The 13,258-nt window shown below is 50.7% G+C and carries 13 protein-coding genes and 1 pseudogene; 7 read left to right on the forward strand and 7 right to left on the reverse strand.

What is annotated here, in order from left to right; translation table 11 throughout:
• The first annotated feature begins 126 nt into the window (after positions 1 to 126).
• From ispF to sigH, 7 genes and pseudogenes are all read left to right on the forward strand, one after another.
• Positions 127 to 693, forward strand: a complete 567-nt coding sequence (ispF, locus tag ABC831_RS06770; protein ID WP_343247465.1) for a 2-C-methyl-D-erythritol 2,4-cyclodiphosphate synthase — start codon at positions 127 to 129, stop codon at positions 691 to 693.
• A complete protein-coding gene (locus ABC831_RS06775; RefSeq protein WP_343247466.1) occupies positions 690 to 1,805 on the forward strand; it encodes a GNAT family N-acetyltransferase in 1,116 nt (371 codons plus the stop codon). Before ispF ends, ABC831_RS06775 begins: the two co-directional genes overlap by 4 nt.
• Positions 1,806 to 1,930: 125 nt before the next feature.
• Positions 1,931 to 2,596: a serine O-acetyltransferase EpsC gene (gene epsC, locus ABC831_RS06780; protein WP_343247467.1), complete on the forward strand. Its 666-nt coding sequence runs from the start codon at positions 1,931 to 1,933 to the stop codon at positions 2,594 to 2,596.
• Positions 2,593 to 3,990 (forward strand): cysteine--tRNA ligase, encoded by a 1,398-nt coding sequence (gene cysS / locus ABC831_RS06785; protein ID WP_343247468.1) that lies wholly within the window; start codon positions 2,593 to 2,595, stop codon positions 3,988 to 3,990. Before epsC ends, cysS begins: the two co-directional genes overlap by 4 nt.
• Positions 3,991 to 4,085: 95 nt before the next feature.
• A complete protein-coding gene (locus ABC831_RS06790; RefSeq protein ID WP_343247530.1) occupies positions 4,086 to 4,487 on the forward strand; it encodes a Mini-ribonuclease 3 in 402 nt (133 codons plus the stop codon).
• 289 nt (positions 4,488 to 4,776) lie between these two features.
• A pseudogene (gene rlmB / locus ABC831_RS06795) lies at positions 4,777 to 5,538 on the forward strand (23S rRNA (guanosine(2251)-2'-O)-methyltransferase RlmB); the annotation flags it as partial.
• A 3-nt stretch (positions 5,539 to 5,541) separates the two neighbouring features.
• The gene (gene sigH, locus ABC831_RS06800) at positions 5,542 to 6,159 is read left to right on the forward strand and encodes an RNA polymerase sporulation sigma factor SigH (RefSeq protein WP_343247470.1); all 618 of its coding nucleotides are present in this window, start codon (positions 5,542 to 5,544) and stop codon (positions 6,157 to 6,159) included.
• A gap of 187 nt (positions 6,160 to 6,346) precedes the next feature.
• Here the strand turns inward: sigH and ABC831_RS06805 are convergent, their stop codons facing one another.
• The 7 genes from ABC831_RS06805 to ABC831_RS06835 form a co-directional block, all read right to left on the reverse strand.
• Positions 6,347 to 7,348, reverse strand: coding sequence for a GH25 family lysozyme (locus tag ABC831_RS06805; RefSeq protein ID WP_343247471.1), 1,002 nt, complete (start codon positions 7,346 to 7,348; stop codon positions 6,347 to 6,349).
• A gap of 24 nt (positions 7,349 to 7,372) precedes the next feature.
• Positions 7,373 to 7,735, reverse strand: a complete 363-nt coding sequence (locus ABC831_RS06810) for a hypothetical protein (protein ID WP_343247472.1) — start codon at positions 7,733 to 7,735, stop codon at positions 7,373 to 7,375.
• 11 nt (positions 7,736 to 7,746) lie between these two features.
• A complete protein-coding gene (locus ABC831_RS06815; protein ID WP_343247473.1) occupies positions 7,747 to 8,550 on the reverse strand; it encodes a hypothetical protein in 804 nt (267 codons plus the stop codon).
• Positions 8,551 to 8,712: 162 nt separating this feature from the next.
• Positions 8,713 to 8,967, reverse strand: coding sequence for a hypothetical protein (locus tag ABC831_RS06820; protein WP_343247474.1), 255 nt, complete (start codon positions 8,965 to 8,967; stop codon positions 8,713 to 8,715).
• Positions 8,964 to 9,332 (reverse strand): hypothetical protein, encoded by a 369-nt coding sequence (locus tag ABC831_RS06825; protein WP_343247475.1) that lies wholly within the window; start codon positions 9,330 to 9,332, stop codon positions 8,964 to 8,966. The genes ABC831_RS06820 and ABC831_RS06825 overlap by 4 nt, the downstream gene beginning before the upstream one ends.
• Positions 9,333 to 9,355: 23 nt before the next feature.
• Positions 9,356 to 10,156, reverse strand: a complete 801-nt coding sequence (locus ABC831_RS06830) for a hypothetical protein (protein ID WP_343247476.1) — start codon at positions 10,154 to 10,156, stop codon at positions 9,356 to 9,358.
• Entirely contained in the window at positions 10,156 to 13,257 is a 3,102-nt protein-coding gene (locus ABC831_RS06835; protein ID WP_343247477.1) for a hypothetical protein, read from the reverse strand. Before ABC831_RS06835 ends, ABC831_RS06830 begins: the two co-directional genes overlap by 1 nt.
• Between the last annotated feature and the right edge of the window lies 1 nt (position 13,258).

Below are 13,258 nucleotides of genomic sequence, written 5' to 3' on the forward strand. Positions count from 1 at the left end.
GGAACATTCGTACCGGGACCGGACAGAGCTTTGGGAGATAGATGGAATTAAGGATGCCGGATAACGGCTTCGGATACATATTGTATGGAAAAAACAGGATACTAGTGTACAGAAAGGATGAGAATCATGAGAGTTGGTATGGGTTATGATGTTCATAGATTAGTTGAGAAAAGAGATTTGATTCTGGGCGGTGTTCACATTCCATTTGAAAGAGGGCTGCTGGGCCATTCGGATGCCGATGTGGTGGTGCATGCGATCATGGATGCCCTGCTGGGAGCCGCTGCCATGGGAGATATCGGAAAACATTTTCCGGATACGGACCCGGCTTACAAAGGAGCCTCAAGCATCGCACTGCTTCAGGAGGTAGGGCAGCTGCTGGCACAGGAATGCTATGTGATTGAAAATATAGACGCCACGATTGTCGCCCAGCGGCCTAAGCTCAGGCCGTATATCGAAGAGATGGAACAGAATGTGGCAGAAGCCCTGCTGCTGGCGAAAGACCAGGTGAATATTAAGGCTACCACAGAGGAAGGCCTGGGATTCACCGGCACAGGTGAAGGGATATCCGCGCAGGCGATATGCAGTCTGACAACCCCGGCCAATATGGTTAGCCTGGATCCGATGATGCAGCGCTCCTGCGAAGGCTGCGGGGGATGCAGCCGGAGGATGAATCAGGCAGAGGATGATAAATGATGCAGATCAGATATCTGGAACAAAAAGACAAAACAGCTACCAGAGCGCTGTATGAAAGCGCGTTCCCTTCCGATGGCAAAGGGTTCGTGGATTATTATTATCAGGAGAAGATAAGGGACAACCGGATACTGGTCCTTAAGGAGGAAGGGCATATTCGATCCATGCTGCACCTGAATCCGTATGCGGTGTCGGTGCGCGGCCGATGTTACCCATCGGAATACATCGTGGCGGTGGCTACGGATGCTGCTTACCGGCACCGGGGATATATGCGTAAGCTGCTGGAACGTACGCTGGCAGACATGAATCGGGAGGAGAAGCCGTTTGTCTATCTGATGCCTGCTGCCGAGGCCATCTACCTGCCGTTTGGGTTCCGGACGGTTTCGTCCCAGGTCAGCTGCGAGCCGGTGATGACGGGGGATAGCGGTCTGAGCGCCCGGGAGGCAACGGAGCAAGATGTTTCCCGGTTGGCCGCGTTTGATGAGAAATACCTGCTGCCCGGATATGATATCGTGACGGCGCGGGATGCCGCCTATTACCAACGGCTCCTGGCCGAACAGAGAAGCGAGGGTGGATGTATCCGGATCTTTGAGCAGGACGGTAAGATCTCAGGGCATGTGATCTGTGACCGGACAGAGGAGGAAGCAGTCGGGGAAATAGGGGAAGCTGGCCGGGAAAAGGTGGAAATAATCCGGGAAGAGGGGCAAGCAGACCGGAACTGTAAGGAAACCTATCGGGATCCTGTGTTTCTGCCGGGGGGCGGGGGGATTATGAGAACGGCGGCAAAGGAAAAACCTCCGCTCATTATGATTCGCATCACCTGTCTGGAACGGATGGTGGAACAGATCACCTCGTCAGAACCGGTGGAGCTGATCCTGGAAGTGGAAGATCCGATCGTGGCGGACCAGGCAGGGATTTTCCGGTGGAGCCTGAATTCCGGCGGAAGCTCTGTGCAGGCTTGCAGCGAGAGGCCGGAATGGAAGGTTACGATCGAAGAGCTGGGAGAATTTCTGTTCGGGGTAAAGAAAGCAAAAGTGTGGGAATCGGAACCGGTATTTTGTAAACTTCGGGCTATCCAGCCGTTCCGCAGCATATATATACAGGAAATTGTATAGTAATCTCCTTATTTTAAGGTTATTGACAAAATCAGGGTTATTACATACACTATATAAGATAAGGCTCTCACGCAAATTCAAAGGTTTTTTGGAGCTCGTGACTGTAAACAGAAAAGGTTGAGGATATGGGGATTATACGTTATATTAAGGAAGAAATAGAAGTAATCAGGGAGCGGGACCCTGCCATCAAGACCGGCATGGAGGTTCTTTTGTATCCCAGTTTTAAGGTGATCCTGCACTACCGTCTGGCGCATAAGCTGTATCTGTCGGGCCATTACTTCTGGGCCAGATGGATCTCACAGCGCGGAGCCAGGAAGACCGGGATCGAGATTCACCCGGGAGCCACGATCGGAAAGGGGTTTTTTATCGATCATGGGAGCGGGGTAATCATAGGAGAGACCGCCATCGTCGGAGATAACGTTACTTTATATCAGGGCGTCACCCTGGGTGGTACAGGCAAAGAGCACGGCAAGCGGCATCCGACTCTGAAGGATAACGTCATGGTGAGTGCAGGGGCGAAGATTCTGGGTTCCTTTACGATCGGAGAGAATTCCAAGATCGGGGCCGGAAGCGTGGTGCTGGAGGAAGTACCTCCCAACTGCACGGTTGTGGGTGTACCAGGGCGTATCGTAAAGCAGGATAATATCAAGATACCGAGAAGTGACATGGACCAGATCCATCTGCCGGACCCGGTGCTGAGCGATCTGTCGCAGCTGCGCAAAGAAAATATGGAACTGCGGGAGCGTCTGTCCCGACTGGAAGAAAAGCTGGATAAAGGAGAAGAAAAATGAAGTTATACAATACACTGACCAGAAAAAAAGAGGAATTCATACCGCTGGAGCCGGGCAAGGTGAAAATGTATGTCTGCGGCCCTACGGTCTATAATCTGATACACATCGGAAACGCCAGGCCGATGATTTTCTTCGACACAGTGCGCCGGTATATGGAGTACAAAGGATACGATGTGAATTATGTATCGAATTTTACGGATGTGGATGACAAGATCATCAACAAAGCCATTGAAGAAGGCGTATCGGCCAATGAGATCGCAGAGCGGTATATAGAAGAGTGTAAAAAGGATATGGCCGGCATGAATGTGAAGCCAGCCACCGTTCATCCTCTGGCAACCCAGGAGATCTGCAGTATGCTGGATATGATCGGCACGCTGATCGAGAAAGGGTACGCCTACGATGTGAATGGCACAGTCTATTACCGGACCAGAAAATTCAAGGATTACGGTAAGCTGTCTAAGAAAAATATCGATGACCTGGAGGCAGGAGCCAGAATCGCCGTGGCGGAGCAGAAAGAGGACCCCATGGATTTCGTGCTCTGGAAACCGAAAAAAGAAGGGGAGCCTTACTGGGAGTCTCCCTGGAGTGAAGGACGTCCCGGCTGGCATATTGAGTGCTCTGTTATGTCAAAAAAATATCTGGGTGATGAGATCGACATCCATGGCGGCGGCGAGGATCTGATTTTCCCGCACCATGAGAATGAGATCGCTCAGAGTGAGGCAACCAGCGGAAAGTCTTTTGCGAAATACTGGATGCACAACGCATTTTTAAATATTGACAATAAGAAAATGAGTAAGTCTCTGGGCAATTTCTTCACTGTCCGCGATATCAGTGAAAAGTACGATCTTCAGGTACTGCGTTTCTTCATGCTGAGCGCTCATTACAGAAGCCCGCTGAATTTCAGCGCAGATCTGATGGAAGCGGCCAAAAACGGCCTGGACCGGATCGTAACCGCGGCTGAAAATTTAAAACATCTGGTGAAATCGGCCGGACAGGGGAACAGGAGCGAAGAGGAAGGAAAGCTGATTGAGGAAGCGGATTCCTTTATTAAAAAGTTCGAGGAGGCTATGGATGACGATTTCAACACGGCAGATGCGGTATCCGCGCTGTTTGAGCTGGTGAAGTTCGCCAATACCCATGCCGGCGCAGAACGGTCCGCAGATTTCCTCCAGAACCTGTTGGATATGATTGTGAAGCTCAGCGACATCCTGGGCCTGATCGTATTGAAGAAAGAGGAGATTCTGGATGAGGATATCGAAGCACTGATCCAGGAGCGCCAGGATGCCAGAAAGTCGAAGAATTTCGCGCGGGCGGACGAAATCCGGGATCAGCTGGCCGATATGGGAATCCTGCTGGAAGATACCCGGGAAGGTGTAAAGTGGAAGAGAGCGTAAGGGTAAATGTAGGGAGCGGCATAAGTACGGAAAATAGTAAAACTGTGGATACAAGTAAAAATATAGCAAATGGCAGCGTGGATTTGATTGCCTACATGAAGGGAGCTTTCCAGCTGCCGGCGGTGGATGTGGGCCTATACTCTCCGTTAGCTTTGGCTTATATAGGGGACGGAGTCTACGAGCTGATTATCCGTACCATACTGGTGGAGCAGGGCAATACGAAGGCAGCCAAACTGCATAAGCGGGCCAGCGCGCTGGTAAAGGCATCGGCACAGTCGGCCATGATGGAAGTGTTAAAACCGCTTCTGACAGATCAGGAAATGGCGGTTTATAAGCGCGGGCGTAACGCCAAATCACCTACTATGGCGAAAAATGCCACGGTGGCGGATTACCGCAGGGCCACTGGGTTTGAGGCGCTGATCGGCTGGCTGTATCTGAGCGGGGAATATAAGCGTATGGTGGACCTTGTGAAGGCCGGGTTAAAAGAAGTGGCCTAAGGAAGCAGACAAAAGAAGCAGTCTGAGGAAGTAGCCATAAGAAGCATCATGAGGAAGTAGCCGAAAGAAAGAGCCAGAGGAAGTAGTTGAAAGAAGCAGTCAGAGGAAGTAGTTGAAAGAAGCAGTCAGAGGAAGTAGTTGAAAGAAACAGCCAGAGGAAGTAGTTGAAAGAAGCAGTCAGAGTAAGTAGTTGAATGAAGCAGCCTATGGAAGCAGCTAAAATCGGAATTTTAAGAATATAAAAAGATAAAAAATAGAAGTTGAATAAGGAGCGTATAGAGAGTTACGCCAGAAGGAGTTTACAAGCAGGATGCGATATGAAGAATTTACGATAGAAGGCAGAAATGCCGTATTGGAGGCTTTCCGCTCAGGCAAGACCATCGACCGGCTGTTTGTGCTGGATGGATGCCGGGACGGGGCGGTTTCCACGATAACCCGGGAAGCCAGAAAGCATGACACGATGATCCAGTTCGTCACCAAAGAGCGGCTGAATCAGATGTCGGAGACCGGTAAGCATCAGGGAGTGATTGCCTATGCCGCAGCCTATGAATATGCCGATATCGATGACATGTTCCGGCTGGCTGAGGAGAAAGGCGAACCGCCGTTTCTGATTCTGCTGGACAATATCGAAGATCCCCACAATCTGGGCGCGATCATTCGGACGGCGAATCTGGCAGGCGCGCATGGTGTGGTTATACCGAAGCGGCGGGCCGTGGGACTGACAGCCACTGTGGCGAAAACCTCTGCCGGGGCGTTGAATTACACGCCGGTAGCCAAGGTCACGAATCTGGGCGCCACCATCGAGGAATTGAAAGAGCGGGGCATGTGGTTCGTATGCGCGGATATGGACGGAGAGCTTATGTACCGGCTGAACCTGACCGGACCGATCGGACTGGTGATCGGCAGCGAGGGAGAGGGCGTCGGCCGTCTGGTAAAAGAAAAATGTGATCTGACCGCCTCTATTCCGATGAAGGGCGAGATCGATTCACTGAATGCATCGGTAGCAGCGGGAATTCTGGCGTACGAGATCGTCAGACAACGGTTGGGGTAGAAGATGAAAACATACGGTGATTATTCCGACGAAGAATTGATACGGATGCTTCGGAGCGGAAAGGTAGAAATCACGGATTTTATCATGGAAAAATATAAGAATCTGGTCCGCAAGAAGGCGCGGGCCATGTACCTGATCGGCGGGGACAATGATGATCTGATCCAGGAGGGGATGATCGGACTGTTCAAGGCGATCCGGGATTACCGGGAGGAAAGGGAAGCCTCCTTCTTTCATTTTGCCGATCTGTGCATCAGCAGACAGATCTACAGTGCGGTGGAGATGTCCAGGCGGAAGAAACATCTGCCGCTGAATACATATGTCTCCCTGTATGAGGATACCTCGGAAGGCGGTGAGGACGGACTTACGCTGGTGGAAGCGCTGCAGTCCATTTCCGATAAGAATCCGGAGGAGCTGCTGATCGACCAGGAAGCCGCCGTGTCGCTGGAGAAGCGGATCGATCGGTCATTGAGCGATTTTGAGAAGGAAGTGCTGGACCGTTATCTGGCCGGCAATAATTACGCACAGATCGCGGCAGCCCTGGAGAAAACGCCGAAATCGGTGGATAACGCATTGCAGAGGGTGAAGAATAAGCTGATGGATGTGCTGGAGAAACAGGGGTAGGGAAATGCTTTAAAACCGGAGCGGGACAGAGTTAGAAAATCGAAAAAAAAGAGTCATAACTTATTTAAATAGGTTTCCTTCGATTTCGTAAAATCATGGGAATTATTTAAAGGCTATGACTCTTATTTCTATTTTAAGCGATATTAGAATTTCTGATGCTCAGTAATACGTGTGATACTTCTTATTATTAATGATAAAATACCGCAGTGAATGAATTATATCCTACGATATAATCTTTTGACAGATTTAATTTTTCCTGTAAAGCCCCGGTATTGTAATGTGTTTCTTTTCCAAAATAGCCATCTTCTTTGATCGAGGTTCCCAGGATTTCATTGGTACGATTCTGCCAGTATTTTACAAGAGCCCCTCTGGAGCCGACCGCTATTTTTAATCCGGATTTTTTTGCTTTCAGTGCGACCTTTTTACGCACATACCGGGTTTTCGGTCCATCCAAGCCGTCTTCGACCAGAGGATGTCCGTTCATATCCCGATAACCGTCGGTGTTCGCAGCCTTTTGGAATTGAAGGATGTGAAGGTTGCGGGCGGGTATCGATGGATTAGAAGGAACGGCTTCCTCAGGTGCAGCAGTATTTTCGAAATCCGTATAGAATTCGTTGACATCGACTTTTCCGCTGATACCGGGGATATTTCCGGATGAAGTTTTCTGCCAAATGGCGCAGGAGCGTTTTTCCGTATCACTCAGCTTGGAGGTGTATCGGGCGTACCACAGATAGGCATCGATCCGGTCGAGGTCGAAATAATTTTTCAGATAATCTTTATTGGAATACAGGACAGGAATGTAGCCGGCAATAGACACTTCTTCACAGAAAACACGGGCCATTTCCGTTGCAAGTTCACGGTCTATAGGAACGCCTTTGGTACGGGCGTACCGGACGGAGTCGTATTCCAGGTCATAGGCAATGAGGCATTTTGTATTATATTTACGGACCGCCTCGATTGCATAGCGGGCTTCCTGACGGGCCATATCCACGGTCAAAGCGTAGCTGAACCAGTAGATGCCGAAGGGGATCTCCTGGTTTGCACAGGCGGCGGCATAGCGCTCGAAGGCCTGATCTATGTTGTTCTTGCCGTATCCGGCCCTCAGGATTATATATTGGCAACCGGCGTCTTTTACGCGGGAAAAATTAACAGATCCATTGTGATAACTTAAATCGATTCCAGTAAACATAGTAATACTCCTTCCTAGTAATGATTAGTTGACGATATGGGGAGTGAGGGATTCTTTTTCGGTCTGCATAGCCAGAAGTTCGTCTTTTAATTTGGTGGCCACATCGTTTCCATCCAGCTTATGGTAGGGATGGTACATTCTGCGGATACTTTCCTTGGCGTATATGGGACAGTAGCCCTTATCCTTGTAGTGATTGTAGGACTGTATGATATTTTCCCGTAAGAGTGCCTGTATACCTTCCGCGATCGCATCATTTTTTTCTTTCTGTTCTTTGATAGAGCGGCTGATCCGGTGGTAACCGAATAATGCGAGAGTGGCTGCCGCACCGAAAAGCCACTCGACGATGTGGGTGCTAAAATAGGTGATTATCGCTTCAATGGGTATCACTTCCTTTCTGGTTAACCAAATGCAATAAAATTATAGTTTTTATTCCGGGCGTGGCCGTCCGCGATCAGAGGAAGTGTCACTCCGTTGGACTGTCTGACGGCGGTTCCCCCAAGGGCCCCGTGGGTTTGACCGTTGCCCCATTTCACACTCCAGACGTTGTTGGACGAATCCATGGACAGGATGTACCAATATCCTTCAATGTCGGCATTGGCCATAATCATCTGCGGGTAGAATCCGCAGCTACACCAGAGCCGGTCGTCGCTGCTGGATATGCCTATGCCGGTGGTGTAATACCGGACACCTGCTGTCCCGGTAAGTTTGGAACCGTTGACCCAGGCGGTGTATCCGGAGTGGATGTTTCCGGCGGAAGCGGTGGCGGAGGTCTGGCTGACCAGGCTGTTGGCGGTAATTCTGCCGCTGCCGCTGTGGTAACCTGAGGGTATCGTGTAGGAACCGCCGCAGTTGAGGGAAGAACTTACGCTGCCGCGGTTCGGCATGGTACCGGTTAATTTACTTCCGTTGACCCAGGCAGTGGAGCCGGTCAGGATAGAAGAGGCGGAAGCGGTGGCAGAGGTCTGACTGGCCAGGCTGTTGGCGGTGACCTTTCCGCCGCCGGCGTGGTAGCCGGCAGGGACGGTATATGATCCGCCGCAGTTTAAGGTTTGGGAGATATTGCCCCGGTTGGGCATACTGCCTGTCCTGACGGTGTCCGCCTCCCCGGCGTAAAAGGTTTGCCCGGAGAGCACCTGCGCTTCAGCGGCGGTGGCGTCGGAGGTATCTGTGCCCCCGGATATTGTATTGAATCTAACAGGCATATGAACACCTCCAATCTTTTATAATTGGGCGAGAATTTCTTCTTTTTCCGAAGCTGTTAATTTCGTATATTCCTGAATAATGTCCGCCGCGGTTCTGTCTTCGCGTTCCATACGGACTTTGATTGCATTTACAAAAATATTTAATTTCCATTGCGGCATCATTTACACCCCCAGTAATTCGGCCATAGCCAGTGTCAGATCGTCGATCTGTGTTTTCAGTTCATCCATGGTGATCATTCCTTTATGGATCACCGGTGTGTGCGGCGTTGTGGTAACATCCATGCTTTCCACGTAGTCACCGGGTTCCAGCTGCAGTTCCATGTACTGCAGACCGTCCGGGGTGCCCAGGCCGGAGCCTTGATACCATACTTTACCGGTATTGTCGTAAATAACAACGACAGAGTTTAATTGATTCATTCTGATTTCCTCCCTTGATTAAATTCTTCGTAATCGTATTTGTCGTAGAGTCTTTCTTTATAGAGATGATTGTGGATATCAACCGATTTTACATAGAGATCCCTTGGCGGGACTCCTCCGGCGGCGATAAATAAGAGCCGTCCTTCTTCGATGAGACATTGTATACCATATTTTGGAATATCCGGTATGCTGCGCGGATCGAAGGTAATATCGACAGCGCTGACCCCTTCCAGGAATACATCGCTGTACATGATAAACAGATTGTTTTCCCAGGAATGGGCGGGGATGGTAAATGAGGGAAAATGAACGGAAACATCCCGGACCGATGTCTCACGGTCCGGAAGATAATTGGGATTTTGCTGCAAGTAATTTCGCTCCTCTCAAATTATTATGCACTGCAGGTGACGGAATAGTTGCCGGATCCGCTGTGGCCGTCTCCGCCGAAGCCTGGAATGTCCGGTCCGTCGGAATAGCGGGCAACGCCGCCATTTAACCAGCAGTGGTCATTCTGCTTTGTGAGCCATGAGATCGTTGCATCGTAAGGATCTAGTGATACGGTGTACCACCAGTCTGCTAAATGAGCCCGGCCAAACAGAAGAGTAGGATTAAAACCAGGCCGGACCTGAAGGTAATTACCATTAATGATATAACCTGTTCCGGACCAATAGTATCTTACCCCGGCGGTACCGGTGATTTTTGCACCATTTACCCAAGCGGTATAACCGGAACGGATATGCCCGGCAGATGCTGTGGCAGAGGTCTGACTGGCCAGACTGTTTGCAGTGATCCTGCCGCTGCCGGCATGATAGCCGGCAGGAACAGTATAGGTGCCGCCGCAGTTCAGGGAGCCGGATACATTACCTCTGTTTGGCATTGTACCGGTTATTTTACTTCCACCGACCCAGGCGGTTTTTCCTGTTAGTATATGGGAGGCAGCAGCAGTGGCGGAGGTCTGACTGGCCAGGCTGTTTGCGGTGATCTTGCCGCTTCCGTTGTGATAACCTGCCGGGATGGTATAGCTGCCTCCACAGTTTAAAGAAGAAGTGACGCTGCCCCGGTTCGTCATGGTTCCGGTCCGGATGTCTGTATCGGAGCCGGAGAAAAAGGTATTTCCGGACAGCACCTGGGTTTCTGTCGCATTTGCCTTCGAGGGATCGATCCCTCCTTCTAAATTAAATCGTACTGGCATTAGGGATTCACCACCTTTATCACGTCAATTGTTAATTGGGCCAATGGGGTTTTTTGAGCTGTGAGTACCAGCCGGCCGGAGAAAGTTTCCCCTGTGATTCTGGATTTGGCTGCTTCTGCCAGAGAATCGTTAGAAAAATATACATCACAGATACTGTTTGCTTTAATCAGAGAATTTGTGATGGTATAGGTATTCGTAGACCAGAGTTTTATAGGAATCTGGATGGAAGAGATCGTTTGAATTGCATTTTTTATCTCGTTAACAGCGGATACAATGTTTGTCTTTGATGTGGTCTGTAAGGATTGCAGAGTTCCAATTTTATTGTCAACAGCGTTTAACTGGGCATTCGTGACGACGTCGGCTCCGTTCACGAGATCTTCTGCGGCCTGTGCGGCTTCGTTCGCCCGGGTAATAGCGGCGGCTGTGTCTGTCTGACGCTTTGTTTCTGCAGTCTGTCTGGCGGTTTCCGCGGTTTTTCTGGTGTTTTCCGCTGATACACGGGTGGATTCGGCACTTGCCCTGCTTTGTTCCGCAGTGACCCGGCTGGTTTCCTGGGACTTTCTGGTATTTTCAGCCTGAACTCTGGCGGATTCTGCGGAAGCTCTGGCAGTCTCTGCAGTAACTCTGGCAGTCTCTGCGGTAACTCTGGATTTCTCTGTCTGAACCCTGGAAGATTCTGCTGTGGCCCGGTTCGTCTCTGCCGTTTTGCGCTTGTTTTCCTCTGAAACCCGTCCGGATTCCGCAGTTTTACGGTTGGATTCGGCTGTTGCTATAGTGGATTCTGTTGCTTCCCGGGATTCTTCGGCGGTTACGCGGGCAGCTTCTGCATCGGCTCTGTTTTCTTCCGCGGTTTTACGGCTGTTTTCCTGGGATACCCGGGTGTTTTCTGCGGTTACACGGGCAGACTCTGCATTTTTTCGGGCTGTTTCCTGACTGGATCTGGTGGATTCTGCCTGAGCCCTGGCGGTTTCGGCTTTGGCCCGGTCAGATTCTGCGGAACTGCGGTTGGTTTCCGCGGTTACCCGGGAGGACTCTGCGGTCTTCCGGTTGTTTTCAGCAGTTACCCTGGCAGATTCCGCGGTTGCCCGGGATGTCTCGGCGGTGACTCTGGCAGTTTCCGCCTTTGCACGGTTCTGCTCAGCGGTAACTCTGCTGGTCTCCTGAGTCTTACGGGTGTCTTCTGCAGCAGCACGGGCAGTTTCAGCATCCTGTCTGGTGGTTTCCTGGCTGACCCTGGTATCTTCGGCCTTGTTTCTGTTGGTTTCTGCTGTGCTGCGTACGGTCTCCGCGGACTTGCGTTTGTTTTCCTCGGCTACTCTGGCGGATTCCATTGTTTTACGGCTGTCTTCCGCGGAAACTCTGGCAGATTCCTGAGAGGCTCTGGCAGATTCCTGGGTGTCTCTGGTAGTTTCCGCGGTGGCTCTGTCTTTTTCGGCGTTTACCCTGGAGGTTTCCGCTTTTACACGGTTCTGTTCAGCAGTTTCTCTGTCGGTCTCCTGTGCGATTCTGGCATCTTCTGAAGCAGCGCGGGTGCTTTCAGCGTTCTGCCTAGCGGTTTCCTGGCTGACCCTGGTATCTTCGGCCTGGTTCCTTTTGGTTTCCGCTGTGTTTCGGGCGGTTTCCGCCGTATTGCGTTTGCTTTCCTCTGATACTCTGGAGGTTTCCTCAGTTTTACGGCTGTCTTCCGCGGAAACTCTGGCGGATTCCTGGGAGGCTCTTGTGGTTTCCGCGGTGACTCTGGCTTTTTCGACGTTTACCCTGGAGGTTTCCGCTTTTACACGGTTCTGTTCAGCAGTTTCTCTGTCGGCCTCCTGTGTAATTCTGGTGCTCTCTGAGGATGCGCGGGTACTTTCGGCATTCTGTCTGGCGGTTTCCTGACTGGCTCTGGTATCTTCTGCCTGCCCCCTTTCGGTTTCCGCAGCAGCACGGGCAGATTCCGCAGATTTGCGTTTGTTTTCTTCTGTAACTCTGGCGGATTCAGCAATCTTACGGCTATCTTCTGCAGAAACTCTGGCAGATTCCTGGGATGCTCTTGTGGTTTCGGCAGCGGCTCTGTCTTTTTCGGCGTTTACTCTGTCAGATTCCGCTTTTACACGGTTCTGTTCAGCCGTTACTCTGGCTGTCTCTTGAGTTTTCCGGATGTCTTCAGCAGAATCGCGGACGCTTTCGGCGTTCTGCCTTTCGATTTCCTGACCGATTCTGGTATCTTCAGCCTGGTTTCTGTCGGTTTCCGCAGCAGCACGGGCGGATTCCGCAGATTTACGTTTGTTTTCCTCTGTAACTCTGTCGGATTCGGATGTTTTCCGGTTGTTTTCTGCGGAAACTCTGGCAGATTCCTGTGAAGCTCTTGTTGCTTCGGCTGTGGATCTGGCTTCTTCAGCGCTGCTTCTGGAGGTTTCTGCTGCTTTTCTGGAATTTTCTGTCTGGATTCGAACGTTCTCAGCGTTCTGCCGGATTTCTTCATTGGAACTGCGGGTGGATTCCGCGTCATCTCTGGCTGTTTCCGCAGATATTCTCGCATTTTCCTGAAGATCCCGCTGTTCTTCTGCGGCAGTTATTTCATCGCTTAGCTGACGGCTGTCCTCCGTGGCTTGTATACAGTCGTCAGAGATCTGCCGGAACTCCTCATTGAGGATCGCGAAGTCGTTGAAGACTTTGTCTGCCCGGCCGAGGATGACTAAAAGATCGCTGAATTCATCGGAGCTTATAATATGGGCTTCATCGATCATGCCGCCGGAGATTTTGATTTTGAAAAGGGCGGATTTTAATATGGTGATTTCCTGGGTGGCTTCACCGGCTTCGTTGAATTGGGTATCTGTATAAAAAGAAATCTTGCAGACGCAGATGCCTTCGGTTGTGCACATCTGCTCGGTGAAGGGGATGACCACTTTGTTATCTGTGATCTCTACATTTTTGGTTACGGTTTTGCGGTCCGGTTTGTCGTACTGGATCTTTGCTTTTACTCCTTCGGGGATGGGATAGGGTTCCCCGTGTAGGCGGGGTTCTACCAGGAGAACGCGGCTTCCGCGCTCTCCCTGCTGAAATTCTGCAAAGATTCGGTCTTCGAACCGGCCGATGTCAACTTTAATTAATTCTTGCAAA

The sequence above is a fragment of the Diplocloster hominis genome, from assembly GCF_032380655.1.
Classification (GTDB): domain Bacteria; phylum Bacillota; class Clostridia; order Lachnospirales; family Lachnospiraceae; genus Diplocloster; species Diplocloster hominis.